The organism is Nocardia xishanensis NBRC 101358 (genome assembly GCF_001613365.1).
Taxonomy (GTDB): Bacteria; Actinomycetota; Actinomycetes; order Mycobacteriales; family Mycobacteriaceae; genus Nocardia; species Nocardia xishanensis.
In genome coordinates this window covers 357522-382999 of the sequence record NZ_BDCF01000001.1, presented here as the reverse complement: position 1 = coordinate 382999, position 25478 = coordinate 357522, and the positions used below count along the sequence as shown (strand labels likewise).

Genomic DNA, 25478 nt, shown 5'->3' with positions numbered 1-25478 from the left:
CTGATGTCTCACGCAGAATCGGTCGCATCCAGCGGGCTCGGCAACCGCACCTACCCACCCCGGCACGCGATGCTGCGCCGCGCCTACGGTGTGGAGGACCTACCCGGCCTCATCGACATCGTGGCCGAGCTGGCTCCCGAGCGCATCGCGCTGCGGCACGGCGACACCGCGGTCGGCTACGCGGCGCTGGCCACCGAGGTCGCGGCGCTCGGCGCGGCCATGGGCGGCGGACTGAGCCCGGACGCGCTCGTCTCCGTGGTGATCTCGGGCCGGCTTCCCGAGTTGCTCGAAGCCGGTGACGGCGCGCTCGGCGAGGTGCTCGACCGCTTGCTCGACGACGCGCTACTGATCGCCGCCGACGTGCTGCCGACCGCGTTCACCCCGGTCGAGACGCTGGTCAGCGAGTTCGAGGAGCAGGTGCGGCGCACACCCGACGCGGTGGCGCTGCAATTCGGCGACGCCACGCTCACCTACGCGGAGTTCGACGCGCGCGCCACCGCGCTGGCCAGGCGGCTGCGTGAGCTGGGCGTCGGCCCGGACGCGCTGGTCGGGCTGGCCGTACGGCGCTCGTTCGAATTGCTCGTCGGCATGTACGCGATCCTGAAAGCGGGTGGCGGGTACGTGCCGATCGACCCGGAGCATCCCGCCGAGCGCATCGCCTATGTGCTTCAGACCGCGGCCCCGACGCTGGTGCTGACCACCACCGCCGACCAGCCGGAGTCGATCGCCGACAGCCGGGTGCTGCGCGTCGACGAATTCGAGGCCACCCTCCGCAGCGCCGGACAGTTCGCCGGCGCGCAGGGGCAACCGCTCGGCGCGGAGTTGCTGCCGCTGCCCGCGGCGGACAACACCGCCTACGTCATCTTCACGTCGGGCTCGACCGGTCGCCCGAAAGGCGTCGCTGTCTCGCATCGCTCGATTCTGGCCAACCTGCGCTGGCGGCAGCGGCTGTACCGGCTGTCCGAGGCCGACGTTGTGTTGCAGAAGACGCCGTTCACCTTCGACGTGTCGGTATGGGAGTTCTTCTGGCCCTTGCAGATCGGCGCGCGGCTGGTGATCGCCGAGCCGGAAGGCCACCGCGATCCGGCGTATCTGGCCCGGACGATCGCCGAATACGGCGTCACCGTGGCGCATTTCGTGCCCGCCATGCTCGCGGTATTCGTCGCCGAGCCGGAGATCGAGACCGCCGTGGACACACTGCGTCTGGTGTTCGCCTCCGGCGAGGCGCTGCCCGCGGCCACCGCGGCCGCCTTCCGCGACGTCAGCGGCGCGACTCTACACAACCTCTACGGGCCGACCGAGGCGGCGGTCGACGTGACCGCGCACGAGGTGACCGCCGCCGACACCACGACCGTGCCGATCGGCGCGGCGGCCGACGACACGGAACTGCTGGTGCTCGACGACAACCTGCGCCCGGTTCCGGTGGGCGTGGTCGGCGAGCTGTACTTGTCCGGCGTGCAGCTGGCCCGCGGCTACGTGGCCCGTCCAGGACTCACCGCGGATCGGTTCGTGGCGAACCCCGAGGGCGCGCCGGGTGAGCGGATGTACCGAACCGGCGATCTGGTCCGCTGGGTATCCGGCGTCGACGGCGGTCCCGCCGAACTGGAATACCTGGGCCGCATTGATTTCCAGGTGAAGTTGCGCGGGCTGCGCATCGAACTGGGCGAGGTCGAGGCGGGCTTGCTGCGCGACGAGCAGGTGGCGCAAGCCGCGGTGACGCTGCACCGGCACGCGGGCGGCGATCACCTGATCGGCTATGTGGTCGCGGCCGGTTGCGGCGTCCTCGACACCGCGGCCGTGCTGGCAACCGCGCGGGCGCACCTGCCGGAATACATGGTGCCCTCGCTGGTGCAGGTGCTCGACGAGATGCCGGTCAACGCGAACGGCAAGCTGGATCGGCGGGCGCTGCCAGAACCCGACTTCCGCTCCGCCGCGGTCGAATACCGGGAACCAGAGACCGAGGCCGAGCGCCGCGTCGCCGGGATCTTCGCCGACCTGCTCGACGCGCCGCGGGTCGGCGCGGACGACGACTTCTTCGCGCTGGGCGGCAACTCGCTGCTCGCGGCGCGCGCGATCGCCAGGGTCGCCGCTGCGCTCGGAATCGCGATCGACGTCAGGGATTTCTTCGACCGGCCGACGGTGGCGGCGGTGGCCGCGCTCTCCGGCGCGGGGACGCCGCGCCCGGCACTGGTGGCGGGCCCGCGACCCGCGCAGCTTCCGCTCTCGCCCGCGCAGCGGCGCATGTGGTTCCTCAACCGGCTCGGCGCGAACGCCGCGGTCGACAACATTCCGGTGGCACTGCGCCTGCGCGGCGCGCTGGACGTGCGCGCGCTGTCGGCGGCGATCACCGATCTCGTCGCGCGTCACGAGATCCTGCGCACTGTCTACCCACAGACCGAGGCAGGGCCGGTGCAGGTGGTGCGGCGCATGCACGCCGTCTTCGACCTGACGCCTTCCGAGATTCCGGGGGAGCGGCTCGCCGAGGCGGTGCGCGCTGTCGCGAGCCAGGGCTTCGACGTCGCCGAGGAGATCCCGGTGCGGGTGCGCCTGCTGCGCAGCGGCTCGCGGGACCACACCCTGGTGCTCGTGGTGCACCACATCGCGGCCGACGGCGTCTCGATGGGGCCGCTGATGCGGGACTTGGTCACCGCGTATACCGCGCGCCGCGCGGGCACGGCGCCGGACTGGCAGCCGCTCACGGTGCAGTACGCCGACTACGCGCTGTGGCAGCGCGCCGTGCTCGGCGACGAGCGAGATCCGGATTCGGCGGCCGCGCGTCAGCTGAGCTTCTGGCGATCCGAATTGGCCGATCTCCCAGCGCAATTGGATCTGCCCTCGGATCGCCCGCGCCCCGCCGTGGCGTCCTACCGCGGCGCCACCCACGAATTCGCGGTGGACGCCGATCTGCGCGCCGCCGTCGAGCGAGTCGCCGAGCGCTGCGGCGCCACTCCGTTCATGGTGCTGCACGCCGCGCTGGCCGCGCTGCTGGCCCGGCTCTCCGGCGCCACGGACATCGCCGTCGGTACCCCCGTCGCCGGCCGCGGCGAGGTCGCGCTGGACGACCTGGTCGGCATGTTCGTCAACACCCTCGTGCTGCGCACCGAGGTCGCGCCAGGCGCGAGCTTCGCCCAGCTCGTCGGGCACGCGCGGGAACGCGACCTGCGCGCCTTCGCCAACGGCGACATTCCGTTCGAGCAGTTGGTCGAGGCGGTGAACCCGCCGCGCTCGCAGGGCAGGCATCCGCTGTTCCAGGTCGCGCTGTTCATGCAGAACATGGCACCCGTCGCGCTCGCCATGCCCGAACTCGACACGGAGCTGGTCGATTTCGAATCCGGGTTCGCCAAGTTCGATATTCAGCTGACGCTTTCCGAACCCTCCGCGACGACGGGCGGCTACCGCGCCGAATTCACCTACGCCACAGATCTGTTCGACGCCGCGACGGTCCGCGAGTTCACCGCGAAGTTCGTTCGCCTGCTGCGCGCCGCCGTCGCCGCGCCGGACGCGCCGGTCGGCGATATCGAACTGCTCGACGCGGGCGAGTTCGACTACGTGACCGCGAGCTGGAACGCCAGCGGCCACCGGGTCGCCGACCGCTTCCTGCACGAGGGCTTCGACAACCAGGTCCGGCGCACCCCCGGCGCGGTCGCGCTGGTCGCCGACGACGGCGCGACGCTCACTTACACCGAGCTCTCCGACCGTGCGAACAGGCTCGCGAGGATGCTGATCGCCACCGGTGTCGGGCCGGAATCGCTTGTGGTGCTCGCCATGCCGCGTTCGGTGGAACTGGTCGTCGCGATGTACGCCGTGCTGCGCGCGGGCGGTGCGTACGTGCCGGTGGACCCGGCGCACCCCGCGGAACGCATCGGTCACATCATCGACACGGCCGCGCCGCACACCATCCTCACCACCCGCGCCGCCGGATTCACGCCGCCCGGCACGGTGCCGCCGTCCGTGCGCGTGCACCATCTCGACGAGTTGGATCTCACCGACTACTCGGCGGCCAAGATCGCCGACGGCCAGCGGACCGCGCCGCTGCACCCCGAGCACCCGGCCTACGTCATCTTCACTTCCGGTTCCACCGGGCGGCCCAAGGGCGTATCGATCAGCCACCGGGCCATCGCCAACCAGCTGGCCTGGATGCACGACGAATACCGTCCGCGCACGGGCGATGTGTATCTCCAGAAGACGGCGACCACCTTCGACGTCTCGCTGTGGGGCTACTTCCTGCCGCTGCGCGCGGGCGCGACACTGGTGCTCGCCGCACCGGACGGCCACCGCGATCCGCGTTACATCGCGGAAACCATTGCCCGCCACGGCGTCACACTCACCGACTTCGTACCCTCCATGCTGGCCGTCTTCGCCGCGCACGCCGCGGCCGACGAGCTGGTCTCGCTGCGCGATGTCTTCGTCATCGGCGAGGCGCTGCCGCCGGAGACCGTCGCGGCCTTCCACGCGGTCTCCGCCGCGGGCATGCACAACCTGTACGGCCCGACCGAGGCGGCGGTGTCCATCACCTACCGCGAGGTCACCGTCGACGACGCCCCGCACGTGCCGATCGGCGAGCCGGAGTGGAACTCGCAGGTCTACGTACTGGATTCGCGGTTGCGTCCGGCGCCGATCGGCGTACCGGGCGAGCTGTATCTGGCCGGTGACCAGCTGGCCCGCGGCTACCACGGCCGGGTCGACCTGACGTCGGATCGCTTCGTGGCCAACCCGTTCGGCGCGCCGGGCGCGCGCATGTACCGCACCGGTGATCTGGTGCGGTGGAGCCAGGACGGCGAACTGGTCTACCTGGGCCGGGTCGATTTCCAGGTCAAGTTCCGCGGTCAGCGCATCGAACTCGCCGAGATCGAGAACGCGCTGCTCGCCGCGCCCGAGGTCGGCCAGGCGGCCGTGCGCCTGATCACCGCCGAGACCGGTGACTACCTCGCTGGCTACGTCATAGCGGCGCCTGGCTCCGGCGCCGAACTGGATCTGGACGCGCTGAAGGCCGGTTTGGGCCGGACGCTGCCCGCGTACATGGTGCCGACCGCGCTGGTGCAGGTGACCGAATTCCCGCGCAACACAAGCGGCAAGCTGGACCGCGCGGCGTTGCCGGTTCCGGTATTGCAGGCCAAGAGTTTTCGCGCTCCGGTCGACGCTGCGCAGCGGCTGGTCGCCACCGTCTTCGCCGAAGTGCTCCTGGTCGAGCGGGCCGGACTGGACGACGACTTCTTCGCGCTCGGCGGCAGCTCGCTGGACGCCACGCAGGTCACCGCCCGCACCGGCGAGCGGATCGGCGCGCGCATCCCGGTGCGCACCCTGTTCGAAGCGTCCACCGTCGAGGGCTTCGCCGCCGCGGTGGCCGAGCTGGCGAACGCGGGCCGGACGCGGCTGCCCTTGACTCGCCGGGACCGGCCGGAGCGGATTCCGCTCTCGCCTGCGCAGCAGCGGTTGTGGTTCCTGAATCGCCTGGAAAGTCAGGACGACGCGCCCGGCGTCTACAACCTGCCCGTGGTGCTTCGCCTGACCGGCAGGCTCGACGTGCGCGCGTTGGAGCGGGCCGTGCTCGACGTGCTCGCCAGGCACGAATCGCTGCGGACCATCTATCCGGAGAGCGAGGACGGCCCTTACCAGTCGATCCTGGACGCGGACGACATCGGCCTGAGTCTGAACACCGTCGAGGTCGCTGGCGCCGAGCTCGCCGAGACCATCGCGGCGATCGCGCGCGGCGGGTTCGACGTCACCGCCGAGCTGCCCGCGCGCGTCGCCCTGCTCTCCGTCGGCCGGGTCGACGACGAACGCGGCGTGCCCGCGGACGAATACGCGCTGGTGTTCGTCGTTCACCACATCGCCGCCGACGCGCTCTCGATGACGCCGCTCGTCACCGACCTGATCCGCGCCTACCGGGCCAGGCTGATCGGACAGCAGCCGGACTGGGCCGAATTGCCCGTCCAGTACGCCGATTACAGCCTGTGGCAGCGGGAGCTGCTCGGCGCGGCGGACCGGCCGGGCGATCTGGCGCACCAGCAACTGCGATTCTGGCGCGACGCCCTCGACGGCCTGCCCGCCGAGCTGCCGCTGCCGACCGACCGACCGCGTCCCGCGCGGCCGACGTCGCGCGGCGCGGCCGTCGATTTCGCGATCGACGCGGACGTCGCGGCCGGGCTGCGGGCGCTGGCCGGCCGCTCCGGCGCGACGCTGTTCATGGTGCTGCACGCCGCCTTCGCCGCGACGCTCGCGCGTTTGGGCGGCTCGGACGACATCGTCGTCGGCACGCCGATCGGCGGGCGCGGCGAACGCGATCTGGACGCCATGATCGGCATGTTCGTCAACACGCTCGCGCTGCGCACCCGGGTCGGCTGGGATACGCCGTTCGAAGACTTCCTCGCCGAGGTGCGCGACGCCGATGTGGCCGCGTTCGGCAACGCGGAGCTGCCGTTCGAGCAGCTGGTCGACGCCATGGACGTCGATCGCGGCACCGGCGCGCACCCGTTGTTCCAGGTGCTGCTGAGCTTCGGCGCGGCCGAGCGGACGCCGCAGGCCGTCGAGGTCCCCCGGCTGACCGTCGAGCCGATCGACATCCCCGACGACGGCGCGAAATTCGACCTGCATCTGGTGCTCAACGAACTACCCGCGGGGCTCTCCGGCAGCCTGCGCTACGCCACCGAGCTGTTCGACGCCGCGACGGTCGACGCGTTCGTCACCAGGCTGCGGCGGATGCTCGGCGCGGTGGCCGCCGATCCGGCGGCGCGCGTCGGCGAGATCGACCTGCTCGACGCCGACGAGCGCACGCTGGTGCTGGACCGATTCAACGACACCGCGCACGCCGTCGACGAATCCGACACGCTCGCGTCGCTTTTCGCGGCGCAGGCGGCGCGCACGCCGGATCGTCCTGCCCTCACCTTCGAAGGGTCGACGCTCACCTACGGCGAACTCGCAGCGCGGGTCAACCGGCTCGCGCGCTGGCTGATCGCACAGGGTGTCGGCCCGGATTCGCTGGTGGCGCTGGGCATGCGGCGCTCCATCGATCTGGTTGTCGGCATGTACGCGATCACGACTGCGGGCGGCGGCTACGTGCCGCTGGACCCCGACCACCCGGCCGAACGCACGGAACACATCCTCGCCACGGCGATTCCGGTCGCGGTGCTGACCTCCGGCGCGGACTTGGACCTATCCGCGGCGCAGATCAACATCGACCGGCTCGACCTGTCCAGATACTCCGACGCGCCGATCGCCGACGCCGAACGCCGCGGCACACTGCGCGCCGCCAACACCGCGTACGTCATCTTCACCTCCGGCTCGACGGGCAGGCCCAAGGGCGTCGCGGTCGGCCACGGGGCGATCGTCAACCGGTTGCGCTGGATGCAGTCGGCTTACGTCGCGCTGGACGCCGACGACGTGCTGTTGCAGAAGACTCCTGTCGCCTTCGACGTGTCGGTGCCGGAGTTCTTCTGGCCGTTGCAGGTCGGCGCTCGGCTGGTGCTCGCCCGCCCCGACGGTCACCGCGACCCGGTCTACCTGGCCGAGCTGATCCGCCGCGAGGGCGTCACCGCGGCGCATTTCGTGCCGTCCATGCTGGCCGCGTTCGTCGCCGAGGAGCCAGGCGTGCCCACCTTGCGGCACGTGTTCTGCTCCGGCGAGGCGCTGCCCGCCGCCACCGCGCAGCGGACGCGCGCGCTCACCTCCGCCCGGGTGCACAACATGTACGGGCCCACCGAGACGGCGGTCGAGGTGTCGGCGCACGAGGTGACCGACGCGGACACCGGCCCGCTGCCGATGGGCGGACCCGGATGGAACACCAAGATGTACGTCCTCGACGCGCGGCTGCGTCCGGTCCCGGTCGGCGTGCCGGGCGAGCTGTATCTGGCCGGCGCGCAACTGGCTCGCGGCTATCTGAGCCGAACCGACCTGACCGGCGACCGGTTCGTGGCCGACCCCTTCGGCGAGCCGGGCGCACGGATGTACCGCACGGGCGACCTGGTGCGGTGGACGCCGGAGGGGGAGGTGCGGTTCCTCGGCCGCACCGATTTCCAGGTGAAGGTGCGCGGCCTGCGCATCGAACTCGGCGAGATCGAGACGGCGTTGCTGGCGGCGCCCGGCGTGGCGCAGGCCGCTGTTCTGGTCCGCGACGATTACGGCACCGGCGATCAGCTGGTGGCCTATCTGGTGTCGGAGGCCGCGCTCGACCTCGACCTGATCCGCGCCGAGGCCGCCCGCCGGCTACCGGCGTACATGGTGCCCGCCGAATTCGTTGTGTTGGACGCCTTCCCGGTGAACGCTTCCGGCAAGCTGGATCGGCGCGCCCTGCCCGCCCCCGCGCGCCGTACCGTGACATTCCGCGCGGCCGAAGGCGCCGCGGAAACCCTTGTCGTCGAAACCTTCCGCGCGCTGCTCGGCGCGGAGCGGATCGGCGCGGACGACGACTTCTTCGCGCTCGGCGGCAACTCGCTCGTCGCGACGCAACTCGCCGCGCGTCTGTCGAAGGCCACCGGAACGCAGGTGCCCGTGCGCGCCGTGTTCGACGCGCCCACCGTGCGCGAGCTGGCCAGGGGCCTGCGGTTCGACGGCCCGGCCGCGCCCGTGACGCTGCCGCCGTTGCGCGCGGCGGAGCGCGGCGAGACCATCCCGCTCTCGATCGCCCAGCAGCGCATGTGGTTCCTGAACCGATTCGACAGCGCGAGCGGCGGGTACAACATCCCGTTCGCGCTGCGGCTGACGGGCGCACTGAACGTCGCCGCTCTCGCCGCGTCCGTCGCCGACGTGATCGACCGGCACGAGACGCTGCGCACCGTCTACCCGGAACACGATGGCGCGGCGACCCAGGTGGTGCTGCCTCCCGGCACCCGGCTGGTCGACGTGGCCCCGCGCGCGGTGCGCGCCGCCGAGCTGCCCGCGCTGATCGCCGCGGCGGCCGGAACCGGCTTCGACGTGACTTCCGAAGTGCCGCTGCGGGTTCGATTGCTGCGCGTGGAAGACGGCGGCGCGCAGCCGGTGCACGTCCTGCTGTTCGTGGTGCATCACATCGCGGCCGACGGCTGGTCCTTCGCGCCGCTGACCCGCGACCTTGCCGCCGCCTATGTCGCGCGTTGCGCCGGGTCCGCGCCTGCGTGGCGTCCGCTGCCCATCCAGTACGCCGATTTCGCGCTCTGGCAGCGCGAGGCGCTGGGAAGCGCGGACGATCCGGATTCGGTACTGGCCGGGCAGTTGCGCTACTGGACGCACCGCCTGGCCGGCGTGCCCGAGGTGCTCACGCTGCCTTCGGACCGTCCGCGCCCCGCGGTCGCCTCGAACCGCGGCGGCGCGGTCATAGGACGGCTCGATTCCGCGCTGCACGGCGCGATCCAAGAACTCGCTGCGGGACACCGGGTCACTCTGTTCATGGTGCTGCACGCCGCACTGGCCGCGCTGCTGAGCAGGCTCGCCGCCACCGCCGACATCGTCGTCGGCGCACCGGTGGCCGGGCGCGGCGACGAGGCGCTGGACGAGCTCGTCGGCATGTTCGTCAACACACTCGTGCTGCGCACCGAGGTACGCGCCGACGCCACCCTCGCCGACCTGCTCGCCGAGGTCAGGGCCGCCGATCTGGCCGCGTTCGAGCACGCCGCGGTGCCGTTCGAGCAGCTCGTCGACACCCTGAATCCCGGTCGTTCGCAGGCATATTCGCCGCTCTATCAGGTGGCGTTGACGCTCCAGAACCAGACGAAGCCGGACTTCCGGCTCCAGCGCCTCGCCATCGGCGCGCTCGATATCGGGCCGGCACCGATCCAGCTCGACCTGGACTGGACGCTGACCGACCGCTACGACGCGGACGACGAGCCCGATGGCATCGACGTGCACGTGCACTACGCGCTCGACCTGTTCGACGAACACACCGTCACCGATTTCCTCGCCGGGTTCGAGCGGGTGCTGCGCGCCATGGTCCGGGACGCCAGGACCGCGGTCGGCGACGTCGAGCTGATGTCGGTCGCCGAGCGCGGCATGCTACTGGCCGACCGGAACGCGACCGCGCGTCCGCTGCCCGCCGAGACGCTCGACGACTTGCTCACCGCCCGCGCCGCCGCCGACCCGGACGGTCGCGCGGTGACCTTCGAGGACGAGTCGCTGGCCCACCCGTCGCCCGGCCACCACCCCTCATCGAGTCGCTACGCGACGCTGACGTATGGTGCGCTGGCCGACCGGGTGAACCGGCTGGCGCGGCTTTTGATCGCCCATGGCGTCGGTCCGGACACCATCGTCGGGCTGGCAGCGCTGCGTTCGCCGGACATGCTCGTGGCGATGTTCGCGATCGTGCGCGCCGGTGGCGCGTACCTTCCGCTCGACCCGGCGCATCCGGCGGACCGGATCGCTCAGGTCGTCGAAAGCGCCGATCCCGCATTGATTTTGGTCGTCGGTGGCGCCGAACTGCCGCCGCTGCCGTACGTGCCCGTGCTTCGTCCCGCCGAGCTGGACCTCTCCGGCTACTCCGCCGAGCCGGTCGCCGATACCGAGCGCCGCGCCGCGTTGCGCCAGGACAACCTCGCGTACGTGCTGTTCACGTCGGGTTCGACCGGGCGGCCCAAGGGCGTCGCGGTCACCCACCGCGCCATCATGAACCAGCTGCGCTGGCTGGAGCACCGCTACGAGGTCACCGCGGCCGACCGCATCCTGCAACGCGCTCCGCTGACCTTCGACGTCTCGGTGTGGGAGTGCTTCCTGCCCATCGCGGTCGGCGCCCCCCTGGTGATCGCCCGGCCCGGCGGACACCTCGACCTCGCCTACTTCGCCGGGCTGCTGCGCGAACACGGGATAACCATCGCCGAGTACGTGCCATCGGTGCTCGCCGCGCTGATCGGCGAGGGCATGGGCGACGCGCTGCGCTCGTTCCGGCACCTGCACTGCGGCGGCGAGGCGCTGACGCCCGACCTGCTCGCCGCGATCCGCGGCAGCTTCGACGGCGCCGTGCACAACGCCTATGGCCCGACCGAGGCGGCGATCTCGGCGGTGTATCACGAATTCACCGATGCCGACGTGGCTTCCGGCCGCGACGTGGCGATCGGGCGACCCTGCTGGAACACCCGCGTCTACGTGCTCGACGCGCGGCTGCGCCCCGTGCCGGTCGGTGTCCCCGGCGAGCTCTATCTAGCGGGCGATCAGCTGGCCCGCGGCTACCAGGGCCGCTCCGGGCTGACCGCGGAGCGGTTCGTCGCCGACCCGTTCGGCGTGCCGGGCGCGGTCATGTACCGCACCGGCGACCTGGTCCGTTGGAACCGTGCGGGCGATCTGATCTACCTGGGCCGCAACGATTTCCAGATCAAGCTGCGCGGCCAGCGGATCGAGCTCGGCGAGATCGAGTCGGCGCTGACCGGAGTGCCCGGCGTGGCCAACGCGGCCGTCGTGGTGGCCGAGGACAGCACCGGCTACGAATGCCTGATCGGCTACGTCAGCGGGGACATCGACGCCGAAGCGGTCCTGGACGCGGTGCGCGATCGGCTGCCCGGCTACATGGTGCCCGCGCAGCTGGTCGTACTGGACGAGATGCCGCTCACCACGGTCGGGAAGCTGGATCGCGCGGCACTGCCGAAGGTCGAATTCAGCGGCCGCGCAGCGTCCTTCCGCGCCCCGAGGGAGGGCGCGGAATCGGTGCTCGCGGCACTGATCACCGACCTGCTCGGCACATCGGAGCCGATCGGAGCGGACGACGACTTCTTCGCGCGCGGCGGGAATTCGCTGCTCGCCATGCGTCTGGTGGCTCGCGCCAACACGGCGCTGGGCAGCGCGCTCACGGTGCGTGAGGTCTTCGAAGCGCCGACCGTGGCCGAACTGGCGGTGCGCGTGCGCATTTCGGCCGATCAGGGCGACACCGTCGCCATGCCGACGCTGGTCGCCGGTCCGCGCCCGCAGCGGATTCCGCTGTCGCTGGCGCAGACTCGGATGTGGCTGCTGCATCGCCTCGATCCGGAATCGGCGGTCTACCACATCCCGATCACCATCCGGCTGATCGGCGCGCTGGACACCGCCGCGCTGGCCGCCGCGCTGAACGACGTGGTCGCCCGGCACGAGTCGCTGCGCACCGTGTTCCCGTCCGACGACGATGGCCCGTTCCAGTCGGTGCGCTCCACGGCGGAAGTGCCTCCGCTGGACTTGGACCCGACGCTGGTGAGCGAAGACGAATTGCCGGAGTCCGTCGCGGCGTTCGCGGCCGTCCCGTTCGATCTGCGAGACCAGATCCCGATGCGCGCCAAGCTGTTCCGTACCGCCGCCGAAGACAACGTGCTCGTGGTGGTGGTGCACCACATCGCCGCCGACGGCGTGTCCACCGCGCCGCTGGCCCGCGACCTGATGATCGCTTACACCGCCCGCCACGCGGGGCAACCGCCGCGGTGGCGTCCGCTGCCGGTGCAGTACGCCGACTTCACGCTCTGGCAGCGCGAATCGCTCGGCGCGGCATCGGACCCGGAATCCGTCCTGGCCAGGCAGATCGCGCACTGGAGCGCCGAACTGGCCGGGCTCGCGCCGGTGCTGGAGCTGCCCGCCGATCGCCCGCGTCCGCCGGTCGCCACCGGGCGCGGCGCGGCCGTCGAGTTCGCTGTCTCCGCCGAACTGACCGCCGCCATCGCGGAACTGGCACGACGGCACGGCGTTTCCTCGTTCATGGTGCTGCACGCCGCCTACGCGACCTTGCTCGGCCGCCTCGCCGGTACCGAGGACGTGGCGATCGGCACCCCCGTCGCCGGGCGCGCCGAACAGGCGCTGGACGACCTGGTCGGCATGTTCGTCAACACCCTCGTGCTGCGCACCCCGGTGCGTGCGGGCGCGACCTTCGCCGACCTGCTCCGCGCGGTTCGCGAGGCCGACGTGCGCGCCTTCGGGCACGCCGACCTGCCGTTCGAGCGTCTCGTCGACGAGCTGAACCCGGTTCGCTCCCAGTCGCATTCGCCGATCGTGCAGACCCTGCTCACCCTCGAGCACCGCGAGGACACGGTGCTCGAGCTGCCCGGGCTCGAGGTGTCGGCCTACCCGCTGGACAACCGCGTCGCCCAGTTCGACCTGGCGCTGGAACTGGTCGAACATCGGCAGGGCACGGACACGGCGCTGCGCGCGCTGCTGCGCTACGCGACCGACCTGTTCGACCGCGCCACGGTGCAGTCCTTCGCGGCGCGATTCACCCGGATCCTGGAGACGGTGGTGGCCGACCCGGCGATCCCGGTCGGCGATATCGAATTGCTCGACCCCGACGAACGCACGCTCGTGCTCGAGCGGTGGAACGACACCGCGCATCCGGTCGCCACGAGCGCGCACACCCTGGTCTCGCTGTTCGAAGCGCAGGTCGCGCGCACACCCGAGGCGATCGCGGTCGCTTTCGCGAGGACGAGCCCGTATCCCGATGCGCTGCTCGCCTACCCGTCGCCCGGCGACCACCCGCCATCGAGCTCGGCGACGGCCGACCCGTCGCTCAGCTACGGCGAGTTCGCCGCCCGCGTGCACCGCTTGGCACGCTGGTTGGTGACCCAGGGGGTCGGACCGGGTTCCTTCGTGGCGCTGGGCATGCGGCGTTCGCTCGACCTGGTCACGGCGATGTACGCGGTCGCGGCGGCGGGCGGCGCGTACGTCCCGCTCGACCCCGATCATCCGGTCGATCGCACCGAATACGTCCTGGCCACGGCGCGCCCGGTGTGCGTGCTGACCTCGGGGATGGACCTGGAAGTCACCGCGGCGCCGCAGGTTCGGATCGATCGCCTCGATCTGTCCGGCTTCGCCGACGGATCGCTGACCGACGCCGACCGGCTGGGCGCGCTCGTTCCCGGTCATCCCGCGTACGTCATCTTCACCTCCGGCTCGACCGGTCGCCCCAAGGGCGTCGCCGTCTCGCACGCCGCGATCGTCAACCGGCTGGTGTGGATGCAGGACCGCTACGGGCTGCGCGCCGACGACGCGGTGCTCCAGAAGACGCCGGCCACCTTCGACGTGTCGGTGTGGGAGTTTTTCTGGCCCTTGCAGATCGGCGCGCGTCTCGTCGTGGCACGGCACGACGGGCACCGCGACCCGGCCTACCTGGCCCGGCTGATCGCGGCCGAACGCATCACCACGGTGCATTTCGTGCCGTCGCTGCTCGCGGTGTTCCTCAACGAGCCGCTGGCCCGCGACTGCGCCGCGCTGCGCCGGGTGTTCGCGTCCGGCGAGGCCCTGCCTGCGCCCGTCGCGCAGCGGGCGCGGCGCGTTCTCGGCGCGCGGGTGCACAACCTCTACGGCCCGACCGAGGCCGCGGTGGACGTGACCTATCACGAGGTGACCGACGCGGACACCGACTCGGTGCCGATCGGCAGGCCGGTGTTCAATACCCGGCTGCTCGTGCTCGACGCCCGGCTGCGGCCGGTGCCGGTCGGCGTGCCGGGTGAGCTGTATCTGGCGGGCGGGCAGCTGGCGCTCGGCTATGTGGCGCGACCGGAACTGACCTCGGATCGGTTCGTGGCCGACCCGTTCGGCGCTCCCGGCGAACGCATGTATCGCACCGGCGATCTGGTCAGATGGCTTCCTGCATCGCGCAGCGATTCGATGGGGAGCGGTGGCCGGGCGACGGGTGGGCCGGCGAGCGGTGAACTGGAGTACTTGGGCCGCACCGACTTCCAGGTGAAGCTGCGCGGCCTGCGGATCGAGCTCGGCGAGATCGAGGCCGCGCTCACCGGCTCGGACGCGGTCGACCAGGCCGTCGTCGTCGTGCGCGACAGCGGCCACGGCGATCAGCTGGTGGCCTACCTGACCGCCGCGGACGGCCCGATCGACATCGATGCTGTGCGCGCGGGGCTGGCCGCCGAACTGCCCGGCTATATGGTGCCGTCGGCCTTCGTTGTGCTCGACGAGTTCCCGCTCAACTCCTCCGGCAAGCTGGACCGCGCGGCGCTGCCCGCGCCCGTCGTGGCGGCGGCGGTCTTCCGCGCGCCGGAGACCGACGCGGAGCGTACCGTCGCGGCCCTGTTCGGTGAGTTGCTCGGCGTCGAGCGGGTCGGCGCCGCCGACGACTTCTTCGCGCTCGGCGGCAATTCGCTGATCGCCACGCAGGTGGCCGCGCGGCTCGGCGCGGAACTCGGCGCCGATATCCCGGTGCGGATGCTGTTCGACGCGCCGACCGTCGCGGCCCTCGCCGAGCGTGTGGAACAGTCGAGTGCGGCTCGCCGTCCCGCCCTCTCCGTCGGCCCGCGACCGGATCCGATTCCGCTCTCGCCCGCCCAGCAGCGCATGTGGTTCCTGAACCGCTTCGATCCCGAGGAGACCGTCAACAACATCCCGGTCGCCATCCGCTTCGCGGGCGAGCTGGACATTACGGCGCTGACCGCCGCAATCGCCGACGTCGTCGACCGGCACGAAACACTGCGCACCGTCTACCCGGACCACGACGGCACCGGCCACCAGCTGATTCTGGACGCCGCCGTGCCCGTGATCACCGAGCTGGACGCGACCGACCTGGCCGCCGGGCTCGCCGAGTTCGTCGCCACCCCGTTCGACGTGACCGCCGAGGTGCCGCTGCGCGTCGGGCTGGCCAGAATCGCGGAGCGCGACCACCTGCTCGCCCTCGTCGTGCACCACATCGCCGCCGACGGTTTCTCGATGGGACCGCTGGCCCGCGATCTCGCCGCCGCGTACGCCGCGCGCGTCGCGGGTGCCGCGCCGGACTGGGCGCCGCTGCCCGCGCAATACGCCGACTACGCGCTGTGGCAGCGCGAACTGCTCGGCGCGGAGGACGATCCGGACGCCATCGCCGCCCGGCAGCTGGCGTATTGGCGTCAGGCGCTGCGCGGTCTGCCCGCACAACTCGACCTGCCCGCCGACCGGCCGCGCCCGGCCGTCGCCTCGCATGCCGCGGCGAGCGTCACTCTGCTGCTCGACCCGGCGCTGCGCTCCGGCATCGTCGCGCTGGCCGCGCGGCACGACGCGACGCCGTTCATGGTGGTGCACGCCGCGCTGGCGGTGTTGCTGGCCAGGCTCTCCGGCGCCGCCGACATCGCCATCGGCGCACCGATCGCCGGCCGCGGTGAACGCAGGCTCGACGACCTGGTCGGCATGTTCGTCAACACGCTGGTGCTGCGCACCGAGGTGCCGGGCGCGGACTCCTTCACCGCCGTGCTGCGGCGGGTGCGGGAGGGCGACCTCGACGCGTTCGCCAACGCCGAGGTGCCGTTCGAGCGGCTGGTCGAGGTGCTCGACCCGCCGCGCTCGCAGGCGCGGCACCCGCTGTTCCAGGTCGCGTTGTTCTTCCAGAACCTGGCCCCCGTCGCGGTGCGGCTGCCCGGCGTCGCCGTGGCCGAATACGAGTTCGACTACGAGACAACACGTTTCGACCTGCAACTGACCGTCTCCGACGACGCGGTGCGTTTCACCTACGCCACCGACCTGTTCGACGCGGCGACCATCCGCACCATGGGCGAGCGCTTCCAGCGGCTGCTGACCGCCGCGATCGCGGACCCGAACCTGCCGGTCGGCGACATCGACCTGTTCGGCGCGGGCGAATTGCACCGGGTGGTCACCGAGTGGAACGACTCCGCGCACACCGCGTTCGTGGCGGAGATGCTGCTCGACGAGTTCGAGGCGCAGGCCGCGGCCACCCCCAACGATCCGGCGCTGGTGTACGTCTCCGACGACGGCGCGCCCGCCACGGTGCTCACCTACGGCGAACTCGATCAGCGCGCCAACCGGTTGGCCCGCCACCTGATCGAGGCGGGCGTCGGACCGGAATCGATGGTGGCCCTCGCCATTCGACGCTCCACCGACCTCGTACTAGCCATGTACGCGGTGCTCAAGGCGGGCGGCGCCTACGTGCCGATCGATCCGGATCATCCCGCTCAGCGCATCGCTCACATCCTCGACACCGCGCGCCCGGCCGCCCTGCTCACCACGGAGCGCGACCGCGCCGAGGTCGGCTACACCGGACGCACGGTGTGCGTCGACACCGTCGCCCTGGACGGCTACGCCGACGATCCGATCGCGACCGAAGAACGCGGAGCGCCCATCCACCCCGCAAACCCGGCGTACGTCGTCTTCACCTCGGGATCGACCGGAAAGCCCAAGGGCGTCAGCGTGTCTCATTCGGCGATCGTCAATCAGATGACCTGGATGCAGTCGGAATACCGGCTGCGCGCCGACGATGTGTACCTGCAGAAGACCGCGACCACCTTCGACGTCTCGCTGTGGGGCTACTTCCTGCCGCTGCGCGTCGGCGCGACGCTGGTTCTCGCGAGCCCGGACGGACACCGCGACCCCGGCTACCTCACCGAGGTGATGGGCCTGTACGGCGTCACCGTCACCGACTTCGTGCCCTCGATGCTCAGCGTCTTCGCGGGACATGTGCACGACTCCGGCCAGCGGGCCGCGCTCGACGCGCTGCGCACCGTCTTCGTGATCGGCGAGGCGCTGCCGGCCGAGACCGTCCGCGCGTTCGGCGCGGTGAGCGCCGCCCGGCTGCACAACCTGTACGGCCCCACCGAAGCGGCGGTGAGCATCACCTACCGCGACGTGACGGGAGAGACCGAGCGCACCGTGATGCCGATCGGCAACCCGGAGTGGAACAGCAAGGTTTACGTGCTGGATTCGCGATTGCGGCCGACGCTGCCCGGCGTCGCGGGGGAGCTGTACCTGGCGGGCACCCAGCTCGCGCGCTGCTACCACGGCCGACCCGACCTGACCTCGGATCGGTTCGTGGCCAACCCGTTCGGCACTCCCGGCGAACGCATGTACCGCACCGGCGATCTGGTGCGGTGGGAGATCGGCGGCGACAACGCCGAGCTGGTTTACCTTGGGCGCACTGATTTCCAGGTGAAGTTCCGCGGCCAGCGCATCGAGCTCGGGGAGATCGAAGCGGTGCTGGCCGCGGTCGCGGGCGTGTCCCAGGCCGCGGCGCTGGTGGTCGGTGACCACCTGGTCGGCTATGTGGTGCCCACATCGGAAAGCGATTCGCGTGAACTCCAAGACGCGCTGCGCGCCGCGGCACGAGAGGCGCTGCCGTCCTACATGGTGCCCTCGGCCTTCGTGGTGCTCGACGCGTTCCCGCTCAACGCCTCGGGCAAGCTCGATCGCACGGCGCTGCCGGAGCCGGTCTTCGACCGCGTGGCCTACACGGCTCCGGCCACCCCGGCCGAGCGCCTGGTCGCCGCGGCCTACGAGGCCGTGCTCGACTGCGGGCCGGTGGGTGTGGACGACAGCTTCTTCGACCTCGGCGGCAACTCGCTCAGCGCCACCAGGGTGCTGGCCCGGCTCGGCGAACGGCTGGGCAGGCGAGTGCCGGTGCGCCTGCTGTTCGAAGCGCCGACGGTCCGCGCCTTGGCGGCCGGGATCGATTCGGCCGCAGGTGATTCCGTCGTACCGCTGATCGCGGGCCCGCGTCCGGAGTCGGTGCCGCTCGCGCCCGTACAGCGCGGCATGTGGTTCCTCAACCGTCTCGATCCGTCGTCGGCCGCGCACAACATCCCGGTTGCGCTGCGGATTCGCGGGGAACTGGACGAAGTGACGCTCGCGGCCGCGTTCGCCGACGTGGTGGCGCGGCACGAGGTATTGCGCACGGTCTACCCGGCCGGCGCCGACGGCGCGGCGCACCAGGTGATCCTGCCCGCGACCGCCGCGCCCGTCTGGCTGGCCGCCGAACCGGTCGATACGGCGCGGATCGGCGACCGGATCGCCGAATTCATCACCGCGGGATTCGATGTCACGATCGAGGTACCCGTGCGCGCGGTGCTGCTGCGCGAAAGCCCGACCAGCCGTGTGCTGGTCGCGGTGCTGCACCACATCACCGCCGACGGATACTCGATGCGGCCGCTGTTGCGAGATCTGCTCTCCGCCTATCTGTCCCGCGTGCTCGGCGCACCGCCGGTGTGGCCCGAGTTGGCCGCCCAGTACGCGGACTACGCGCTGTGGCAGGCAGCCGCAGTGGAAAGCGCCGCCGCAGAAGAGCTTTCGTTCTGGCGCGAGACGCTGCGTGACCTGCCGGAAGACCTGGCGCTGCCCACCGACCGTCCGCGCCCGCCGGTCGCGAGCAAGCGCGGCGGAAATGTGCGCGCCAGGATCGGCGGTGGCGTCGGCGCGCGGGTGCGCGACCTCGCCCGCGAACACAACGCGACGCCGTTCATGGTGGTGCACGCCGCGCTGGCGGTGCTGCTGGCCGGGCTCTCCGGTTCCGACGACATCGCGATCGGCACGCCCGTCGCCGGTCGCGGCGCGGCGGCGCTGGACGATCTGGTCGGCATGTTCGTGAACACGCTGGTGCTGCGCACCCGGCCGCGCGCCGAGCAGTCGTTCACCGACCTGCTCGCCGATACGCGGGCCACCGACCTGGCGGCCTTCGCGCACGCCACCGTTCCGTTCGAGCGAGTCGTCGACGAGCTCGGCGCGGCCACCACCCAGGCGAGGCATCCGCTGTTCACGGTCGCCCTGAGCTACCTGAACACCGGTGACGACGCCTTCGCGGTGCCCGGGCTGGAACTCTCGGCCGTCGAATTCGACGAGCCCGTTGCGCGTTTCGACCTCCAGTTCACCGTGGCCGCGGACCCGGATGCCGAAGGGCACCTCGCCGTGGAGCTGAACTACGCGACCGATCTGTTCGACCACGACACCGTTGCCGGGCTGCTGCGCCGCTTCGGTCGCGTTCTCGGCGCGTCGACCGCCGAGCCCGAACGTCCGATCGGCGCGGTGGATTTGCTCGCGCCCGCCGAGCGCGCCGAGCTGCTCGCCCGCCGCGGCGGCGCGGCCGTACCGCCGCGCACTTTGGCGGAGACGATGGCGGCGGCCGTCGCCATGAACCCGGACGGCGTCGCCGTGCGCTGCGGTGATCGCGTGCTGACCTACCGCATGCTGGACGAGCAGTCCTCCCGCCTGGCCAGGATGCTCGCCGGGAACGGCATCGGCGCGGAGGACATCGTCGCGATCGCCATTCCGCGCTCGGCGGACTCGCTGCTCGCGGTGTGGTCGGTGGCCAAGACCGGTGCGGCCTTCGTCCCGGTCGACCCGACGTACCCGGCCGACCGGATCGCCCACATGCTCACCGACTCCGGCGCGGTCATCGGCCTCACGGTCGGCGACGGGAACACCGCGCTGCCCGGCGCCGTCGAATGGCTGGTGCTCGACGCGCCCGCCACGGCGGCGCGGCTGCGGCACACCAGCGCGGCCCCGATCGGCCCGGACGAGCTGGTGCGCCCGGTGCGCACCGATCACGCGGCGTGGATGATCTACACCTCCGGCTCGACCGGCGTGCCGAAGGGCGTGCTCGCCACACACGCGGGCATCGCGGGAGTGGCCCAGGCGCAACGGGATCGGTACTCCGTGACGGCGGAATCGCGGGTTCTGCACGTGTCCTCCCCGAGCTTCGACGCCTCGATGCTCGAGCTGCTGTTGGCGCTCGCGGCGGGCGCGACCTTGGTCGTGGCGCCCGCTAGCGTCTACGGCGGGGCCGAGCTGACCGCGTTCATCCGTGACGAGCGGGTGACCCACGCGTTCATCACGCCTGCGGTCCTGCGAACCCTCGATCCGGCGCAACTGCCTGAGCTGGAGCGGCTCACCGTCGGCGGCGAGTCGTACGGTCCCGACCTCGTGCGGCGCTGGAGCGTCGGACGCGAGATGTACAACACCTACGGCCCGACCGAGACCACGATCATCACCACCATCAGCGCGCGGATGCTCCCCGGCGAATCGTTCGACATGGGCACGCCGATTCACGGCATGTCCGCGCTGGTGCTCGACGACCGGTTGCGCCCGGTACCAGTCGGCGTCGCGGGCGAACTGTACCTGCGCGGTCCCGGCCTCGCCCGCGGATACCATGCGCGGCCAGGCCTTTCGGCAGGCCGGTTCGTGGCGGACCCCTACGGTCCGGCGGGTGGAAGGATCTACCGCACCGGTGACCTGGTGCGCTGGACCGCCTCCGGCGCGCTCCAGCACCTCGGCCGCACCGACCACCAGGTGAAGGTGCGTGGTCTGCGCATCGAACTCGGCGAAATCGACGCCGTGCTCGCCGCGCACGAATCCGTCGAATACGCCTCTACCGTGGGCCATACCGATGCCAACGGCGCCGTCACGTTGGTGTCCTACGTGGTCGCCGCGCCGGGTCACACCGTCGACCCGGCGGAACTGACCGCCTTCGCGGGTCGTTCGCTTGCCGCCTACATGGTGCCCGCCGCCGTCATGCCGCTCGACGAGCTGCCGCTGACGCCGGTCGGAAAGCTCGATCGAAAGGCCCTGCCGGAACCCGAATTCCGGGCCGCCGCGTTCCGCGCACCGCGTACGACCGCGGAGCGGACGGTGGCCGAGACCGTCGCCGGGGTCCTCGGTCTCGAGGACGACGGCCGCATCGGCCTGGACGACGATTTCTTCGTCCTCGGCGGAAACTCGCTCACCGCGACGCAGCTCGCCGCCCGGCTCGGCGCCGCGTTCGGCGTCACCGTCGGCGTTCGCACCGTGTTCGAGCACTCGACCGTGGCCGCGCTGGCGGCCGAGCTGGGCGGCGCGGACCCATCGGAGGCCAGGCCCGCGCTCACCGCCCGCACGGGCGACGAGCCGGTGCCGCTGTCCCTGGCACAGCAGCGGATGTGGTTCCTGAACCGCCTCGACCGCCAATCCACCGCCTACAACATCCCGCTCGCGGTGCGGCTGAGCGGAATGCTCGATGTCGGCGCGCTCAATGCCGCCGTCGCCGACGTGGTGGCCAGGCACGAGGTGCTGCGCACCGTCTATCCCCAGCGGACGGCCGGGCCGGTGCAGGTGGTGCTGCCGGTCGACGCGGCGGGCACGCCGGTGCTCACTCCCATCGATGTCCCGATGGACGACCTGCCCGTCGCCGTCGCGGACTTCGTCGGCGCCGGGTTCGACGTGACCGACGCGGTTCCGCTGCGAGCCAGGCTCTTCCGCCCCATCTCGGAGGACAGCGTCTCGGCGGCGACGGAACACGTGCTCGTGGTGGTGGTGCACCACATCGCCGCCGACGGCTCCTCGCTGGCGCCTTTGGCCAGGGACGTGATGCTCGCCTACGCCGCGCGCAAGCACGGGGGCGCGCCCGTGTGGGCGCCGCTGCCGGTGCAGTACGCCGATTACAGCCTGTGGCAGCGCGAACTGCTCGGCTCCGAGGACGATCCGGAATCCCTGGTGGCGCGCCAACTCCGGTTCTGGTCGGAAACGCTCCACGAGATTCCCGCCCAGCTGCCGCTGCCCACCGACCGGCCGCGCCCCGCGGTCGTGTCGACCAGGGGCAGGCACGTCGACTTCACCATCGACGCCGAATCCCACGCGGCGCTCGTCGAATTGGGCCGTGCCGGCGGGGCGACGCTGTTCATGGTGGTGCACGCCGCCTTCGCGGCGCTGCTCGCGCGACTGTCCGGCACCGGCGACATCACCGTCGGCACGCCCGTGGCCGGGCGCGGCGTGGCCGAACTGGACGACGTGGTCGGCATGTTCGTCAACACCCTGGTGCTGCGCACCCGGGTGGACGCGGGTGCGGAGTTCACCGCGTTGCTCGACCGGGTGCGGGCCGCCGACCTCGCGGCGTTCGCGAACGCCGACGTCCCCTTCGAGCGGTTGGTCGAGGTGCTCAATCCCGAGCGCTCCACCGCGCGGCATCCGCTGTTCCAGGTCGGCTTCTCGTTCCACAACCAGGCCGAGGCGGATTTCACCCTGGACGGCCTGACCGCCACCGCGGTCGACTTCGATTCCGAGGTCTCCCAGTTCGACCTGCATCTGGTGGTCACCGACCGCTACGACGCGCACGGCGCGCCCGCTGGTCTCGCTGCGACGATCACCTACGCCACGGCGCTGTTCGACGAGGCCACCGTCGCGGGGTTCGCGGGACGACTGCAACGGCTGCTCGCGGCCGTGTGCGCCGCACCCGAGGCGCCCGTCGGCGACCTGCCGCTGCTGGACGGCGCCGAGACCGAACGCATGCTCGTCGCATGGAACGCCGCCGACCGTGCGTTCGCGCCGGACATCCTGATCAGCGCCTTCCAACGGCAGGCGGCGCGCACGCCGGACGCGATCGCCGTCGTCGACGACGCGCACACCGTGACCTACGCCGAATTCGCCGCGCGGGTGAACCGGTTGGCCAGGGTGCTCATCGGACGCGGCGTCGGGCCGGAATCGCTGGTGGCACTGGCCATTCCACGCAGCATCGACCTGCTCGTCGCGATGTACGCGGTGGTCACGGCGGGCGGCGCCTACGTGCCGCTCGATCCGGCGCACCCGCTCGACCGCACCGCCGGCGTACTGGCGGCGGCGAACCCCGAGCTGGTGCTCACCTCGGAACGCAGGCCGATGCTGCCCGCCGAGGTGTCCGATCACGCGGTGTTCGACATCGCGACGGTCCCGGCGAGCGGTGACGCCGCGCCGGTGCGGGACGCCGAACGGGTGCGGGCGCTGTCGCCGGACAACACCGCGTACGTCATCTTCACGTCGGGCTCGACCGGCGCGCCCAAGGGCGTCGCCGTCCCGCATCGGGCGGTCGCGCACCAGCTGGACTGGATGCAGTCGGAGTACGGGCTCGACGCCGACGATGCCACGCTGCTCATGACCTCGGCCGCGTTCGACCTCTCGGTGTGGGAATACTGGTGGGCGCTGCGCACCGGCGCACGCGTCGTGCTCGCACCGGCCGACGCGCAGCGAGACCCCGAGAGCGTGCTCGACCTGGTCCGGCGGGCGTCGGTCACCACGATGACGCTGGTGCCCTCGCTGCTGGCCATGCTGACGGAGGTGTCCGGCGGGCGCAGGCTTCCACGTTCGCTGCGCAGGATGCTGGTGATCGGTGAGGCGTTGCCCGCCGCCACCGTCTCGCGGATCGGTGCCATCACCGACGCTCGCGTCGACAATCTGTACGGGCCGACGGAGGCGGCCGTATCGGTGACTCGATACCGCACGATCGATGGTGCGGCGAGCGTGTCGATCGGCACCGTGCCGATCGGTACGCCGGAGGCGGGCACCCAGGTCTACGTCCTCGACGACCGGATGCACCCGGTGCCCGCCGGCGTCACCGGCGAGCTGTATCTGGGTGGCGCGCAGCTGGCCCGCGGGTACCACGGCAGGCCCGAGCTGAGCGCGGAACGCTTCGTGGCGAATCCGTTCGGCGCGCCGGGCAGCAGGCTCTATCGCACCGGTGACATGGTCCGCTGGGGCTCCGACGGCAACCTCCACTACGTGGAGCGGCGCGACTTCCAAGTGAAGGTGCGTGGCTATCGCATCGAACTGGCCGAGATCGAGCACGCGCTGCGCGCCGAGCCCGGTGTCGTGGACGCCGTTGTCATCGAGTACCGCACGGATGACGACAACGCCATGCTGGTGGGCTATTTCACCGCGTCGACGCCGATCGACGCCGATGCGCTGCGCACGGCGCTCGGCGAGGCGTTGCCGAGCTACATGGTGCCCGCCGCGCTGGTTCGGCTGGCGGCGCTGCCGCTCAACGCCAACGGCAAGGTGGATCGCGTCTCGCTGCCGCGACCCGCACTGTCCGTGGGTGAGTACCGAGCTCCGGCAACGGATCTGGACCGTGCGGTGTGTTCGGTCTTCATCGAGGTGTTGGAGCTGCGGCGGGTCGGTATGGACGACAACTTCTTCGAGCTCGGCGGCAATTCGCTGCTCGCCACCCGCCTGGCCACCCGGCTGAGCGCGGAACTCGGCGAACCGGTCCCGGTCGTCTGGTTGTTCTCCGCGCCGACGCCGGCCGGGTTGGTCGCCCAACTCGAGCTGACCAGGTCGGGCCGCGGGCGGGTGGACGCCGCGGCGGCCTTCGACGTGCTGCTCCCGCTGCGGCCGGGCGGCGGCAAGGAGCCGCTGTTCTGCCTGCATCCGGTCGGTGGCGTCGCGTGGTCGTTCGCCGGTCTCGCCGCGCACATCGACCCGGAGCGCGCACTCTACGGCCTGCAATCTCCGGTACTCAATTCGACGGAGCCGCTACCGGATTCGATCGACGACTGGGCGCGGCGCTACGTCAGCGAGATCCGCGCCGTGCAGCCCGAGGGGCCTTATCACCTGCTCGGCTGGTCGCTCGGCGGCGTTCTCGCGCACGCCGTCGCGGTCCAGCTACAGGACCAGGGGCAGCACGTCGCGACGCTGGCCATGATGGACAGCCCCCGCACGGTCGCGGCGGCCGAGACCACCGTGCCGCTGGCCGATCTGCTCGGCGGGCTGCTCGGCGAACAAGCCGCCGACGCGGACACCGAACTCGGACTCGCCGAACTCGCCGCGCGCATCGCCGAACTGCCGGAGCCGTTCGCCTCCTTCGGCGCCGAACGGCTCGGGCGGCTGCTGGACGCGGGAGCCCGCTCCCTCGAACTGCTCCTTCGTTACCGGCCCCGCCGCTACAAGGGCGACCTCGTGTATTTCACCGCCGCACTGGACGACCCGACCGGCGCCACCGGCGCCGCGAGCTGGTCCGAGGCCGTGGACGGCACGGTGCACAACCACGCCGTCGCGGCCACCCACTGGCGGATGACCTCCGAATCCGCCCTCGCCCGCATCGGCCACGTGCTGGCCGCGCGCTGGGCCGACACCGACCGCGCATGAACCAG

The 25478-nt window shown here is 71.5% G+C and carries 1 protein-coding gene; it reads left to right on the top strand.

The annotated features are described in order from the left end of the window. The first annotated feature begins 3 nt into the window (after positions 1 to 3). Positions 4 to 25473 carry a non-ribosomal peptide synthetase gene (locus NX1_RS01545; RefSeq protein WP_068052424.1) on the top strand — a complete coding sequence of 8490 codons (25470 nt, stop codon included), beginning with the start codon at positions 4 to 6 and terminating at the stop codon, positions 25471 to 25473. Positions 25474 to 25478: the final 5 nt, after the last annotated feature.

Bases quoted from the DNA above. Each gene is read 5' to 3' on its own strand.
- NX1_RS01545 (WP_068052424.1), top strand. From the start codon at position 4: ATGTCTCACGCAGAATCGGTCGCATCCAGCGGGCTCGGCAACCGCACC.